Origin of the sequence: Sphingomonas faeni (assembly GCF_024273235.1) — a bacterium.
GTDB lineage: Bacteria > Pseudomonadota > Alphaproteobacteria > Sphingomonadales > Sphingomonadaceae > Sphingomonas > Sphingomonas faeni_A.
Map to the genome: position 1 here is coordinate 1 of NZ_JANBVH010000073.1, position 3,933 is coordinate 3,933.

The following is a 3,933-nucleotide window of genomic DNA, read 5'->3' on the forward strand; positions in this document are numbered from 1 at the left end:
TTTGGCGGACGTGCGGCCTAGGATCAGCAGCCCGCCAAGGCTCAGCACCCCCGCCGCCATCAGATACCCGCCGACCAGCCACAACCCGCGCGGCGCGAGCGCCTCGGCCACGATCGGCGCGAGCGCACCACCGAGCACGCCGCCAAGATTGAACGTCATCGACACGCCGGTGTAGCGCACCCCCGCGGGGAACAGGCTCGGCAACCACCCGCCAAGCGGTCCGTACGCAAACCCCATCACGAACAGCGCGCCCGACAGCCACAACCACACCGTGAACAGCGATCCGGAACCCAGCATCGGCCCCATCAACGCGCCGACGCCGATGCACCCGGCGAACCCGATCGCCAGCATCCGTGCCGCCGAATGCCGGTCCGCCAGCACGCTCGCGACGATCACGCCGCCTGCGAGAAACCAGATCGCGACCAGTTCGACGCCAAGGAACGCCTCGCGCGAATAGCCGAGCGTCTTGGTGCCGTAGCCGAGCGCAAACGCCGTCGCGAGGTAGAACAGCGCGAAGCATGCGATGACGCCAAACGTGCCCGCGAGCGTCGCGCGGAGGTGCTGCGTGAGCAAAGTCGCGATCGGCACCTTGGGCAGGGCCTCGGTCGCCTCGGCTTCGAGGAAGGCGGGCGTCTCGGTCAGTTTCAGACGCACCCACAGGCCGAGCCCGACGAGGATCGCGCTCAGCAGGAACGGGATCCGCCAGCCCCAGGCCAGGAACTGCGCCTCGTCGAGCACCAGGCCGATCAGCAGGAACAACCCGTTGGCCGCGAGGAACCCGACCGGTGCGCCGAGCGGCGGAAACATGCCCCAGGTGTTCTTGCGGTGCGGCGGCGCGTTCTCGACCGCGAGCAACGCCGCCCCGCCCCATTCCCCGCCAAGGCCTAGCCCCTGCCCCAGCCGCATCAGACACAACAGCGCGGGCGCGATCCAGCCGACCTGCGCATAGGTCGGCAGAAACGCGATCCCGACGGTCGACCCGCCCATCAGCAGCAGCGAGGCGACGAGCGTGGACTTGCGCCCGACCCGGTCGCCGAAATGTCCGAACACGATTGCCCCGACCGGCCGCGCGACGAAGGCGAGCCCGAACGTCGCGTAGCTGAGCAGCAACTGCGCCGAATCGGATTGCCCCGAAAAGAACAGCGGGCCGAACACGAGCGCCGCGGCGGTCGCGTAGATGTAGAAGTCGTAGAATTCCACCGCGGTGCCGACCAGGCTGGCGGCGAGGATGCGGCGGTTGGAGGCGAGCGTCGTCATGGTCACGGCATCGCCGCGGTCGCCGCCCGGGTCAACCGATTGCCCCAAATGATCCTCCCCCGCCAGGGGGAGGTGGCTGGCCCTTGCCAGACGGAGGGGGAGGAAAGGGTAACCTCTGTTCCGTGTCCTCCCCCTCCGACGCTTCGCGCCACCTCCCCCTTGCGGGGGAGGATCAGAGGGGGAGGACTATGCGGGCGACAAGCCCCGGCACGTTGTCGGCGAGTTCGAAATGGCCGTCGTGCAGCCGCGCGACGGCTTCGATCAGCGCCATGCCGAGGCCCGCACCGGGGGTGGATCGCGCGCTGTCGAGGCGGCCGAAGCGTTTCAGGGCTTGCGCGCGGTCGGCGGCGGCGATGCCCGGGCCGCGGTCCTCGACCTGAATCGCCACGCCGTCGGTGCGGTGGACGATTCGCAGCGTGACCTCGCCGCCCCCGGCACCGTGGCGGAGCGCGTTGTCGATCAAATTGGTGATCGCCTGACTGATCAGTTCGCGGTGGAGCTTCATCGGCGGCGGCCGGTCGTCGATCGCGATCGTGAAGATCAGCCCCGCATCCTCGGCGACGGGCGCGTAGAGCTCGCCGATCTCCTCGAGCAGGTTCGCGGGCGACACCTCGATGAACCGATCGCGCGATACCGAGCCCGAGCGGCTGATCTCGATCACCATCGTCAGCATCCGCATGACGAGGTCGGTTTCGACCAGCAGCCCGCCCAAGGCAGCCTCGCGCGCATCGGGATCGGCGATCAGCACGGCCTGCTCGGTCTTGGTGCGCAGGCGAGCCAAAGGCGAGCGGAGATCGTGTGCGAGGCTGTCGGTGACGATCCGCAATTCGGCCATCACACCCTCGAGCTTGCCAAGCATGACGTTGAGCCGTGCGGCGAGGCGATCGAACGCGTCTCCACCGCCAGCGATCATGTCGACCCGCCGCGAGAGGTCACCCTCGCCTGCCGCCTCGATCGCCTTGGCGATGCCGTCGAGCCGACGACTGACATAGCGCGTGAGGACCAGCCCACCGATCACGCCGAGCGCCAGCGACAGGAAGACGGCCACCGCCAGCGCCCGCTCGATGGCGCGTTCCTCGGCCGCGATCAGGTCGAGGTTGCGGCCGGTGAGCAGCCAGTAATCGCCCAGCGGGTGGAGCGCGTAGCCGGTCTCTCGCGCGGACCAGAGTTCGTCGGAGCCAAGTCGCGCGATCCGGAACTGCGTGACGCGGAGGGGGACGGCGAGACGCGCGGGCGAGATGCCGACGACCGCGCGGCCCTTGGGGTCGATCACGGCCAGCACCAGCGAGACGTCGCCGGGAACGACTGCGCTGTCGATCGCCTGCCGAACCGCGATCAATCCGCCGCTGCGCCATACCGCGCGCAGCGCCTCGGATTGCTCGGTGGTTTCGCGCCGGATCGCGTCGATCGCGTCGGCGCTGGTGGTCTTCCAGACGAAGCCGACCAGCGCGAGATTTGACACCAGCGCCAGCGCGATCGAAAGCAGTGCGATCCGCGCGGTGACCGAAAGGCGGATCGCCACCCCGGATCAGCCTTCGACGGCGAGCCGGTATCCTGCCCCGCGCACCGTGTGCAGGATCGGCGTGGGGAAGCCGTCCTCGAGCTTGCGGCGGAGGCGACCGATATGGACGTCGACCACGTTCGAGCCCGGATCGAAATGATAGTTCCAGATCTTCTCGAGCATCATCGTCCGCGTGACCACCTGACCCGCGTGGCGAGCGAGGAATTCGAGCAGGTTGAACTCGCGCGCGCCGAGCGGGATCGATCGGCCGGCGCGCGACACGGCGCGGGCGAGCAGGTCGATTTCGAGATCGCCGACGGAGAGCTTCGTCTTTTGCGGTTCGGTCGCGGCGCGGTCGGAGCGGCGGAGCATGGCCTCGATCCGTGCGGAAAGCTCGGCGAACGAGAAGGGCTTGCACAGATAATCGTCGGCGCCGGCCTTCAGGCCATCGACGCGGTCGTCGACGGCAGCGAGCGCGGACAGGATCAGGACGGGCGTCGCGATGCCGGCGGCGCGAATCGCGCTGACCATCGAAAGGCCGTCGAGCCCCGGAAGCATGCGGTCGGCGATGATGAGGTCGAAGATACCTTCGCTGGCGAGGAACAGGCCGTCACGGCCATCGGCGCAGACCTCGATGGCATGGCCGGCCTCGGCCAAGCCCTTGGCAAGATAGGCGGATGTCGAGGCGTCGTCCTCGACGATCAGAATCTTGCGGCTCAACGCGCTATCACCTTCCCTGCCACCGAATTGGGTCACTATCTCCTGCCCTCATAAACGGAAAGGCCGGCGGAAAGAAATCTTCCCGCCGGCCCCCACGGTACCCCCGGGAGTGACGGGCACCGATCTCTGGAAACTCATGCAGCCGTTGCGGACCACGGGTTGCTTCTAGGATCGGGCGGGGGTCAGGGCGATGACCGAGAGGTGACAATTTCGTCATGTTGGCGGTTGGTTTGCGATGTCGTCGGAGGCGCAGACGGGTGCGGTATTAGCCCGCGACGATGAAGCGAGTGCTAGGGCTACCCGAAAAAATGCCCCCCATCCTGTCATCCCGGCGAACGCCGGGACCCATGGTTGGGGAGTTGGTGGTGGTTGTACGCTATCGCCTGGTCCGCCGTATCCGTGGGTCCCGGCGTTCGCCGGGATGACGGAAGATGGAGGAACTGAGAGGCATAAGA

Annotated in this window: 3 protein-coding genes; all 3 read right to left on the minus strand. The window is 67.8% G+C overall.

What is annotated here, in order from left to right; translation table 11 throughout:
• Window positions 1-1,257, minus strand: a 1,257-nt coding sequence (locus NLI89_RS21375) for an MFS transporter (protein ID WP_254688760.1), incomplete at its 3' end; no start/stop codon positions are given.
• A gap of 172 nt (window positions 1,258-1,429) precedes the next feature.
• Complete coding sequence (locus NLI89_RS21380; RefSeq protein WP_254688761.1) at window positions 1,430-2,779, minus strand: sensor histidine kinase; 1,350 nt, start codon at window positions 2,777-2,779, stop codon at window positions 1,430-1,432.
• Between the two features lie 6 nt (window positions 2,780-2,785).
• Window positions 2,786-3,478: a winged helix-turn-helix domain-containing protein gene (locus tag NLI89_RS21385; protein ID WP_187504653.1), complete on the minus strand. Its 693-nt coding sequence runs from the start codon at window positions 3,476-3,478 to the stop codon at window positions 2,786-2,788.
• Window positions 3,479-3,933: the final 455 nt, after the last annotated feature.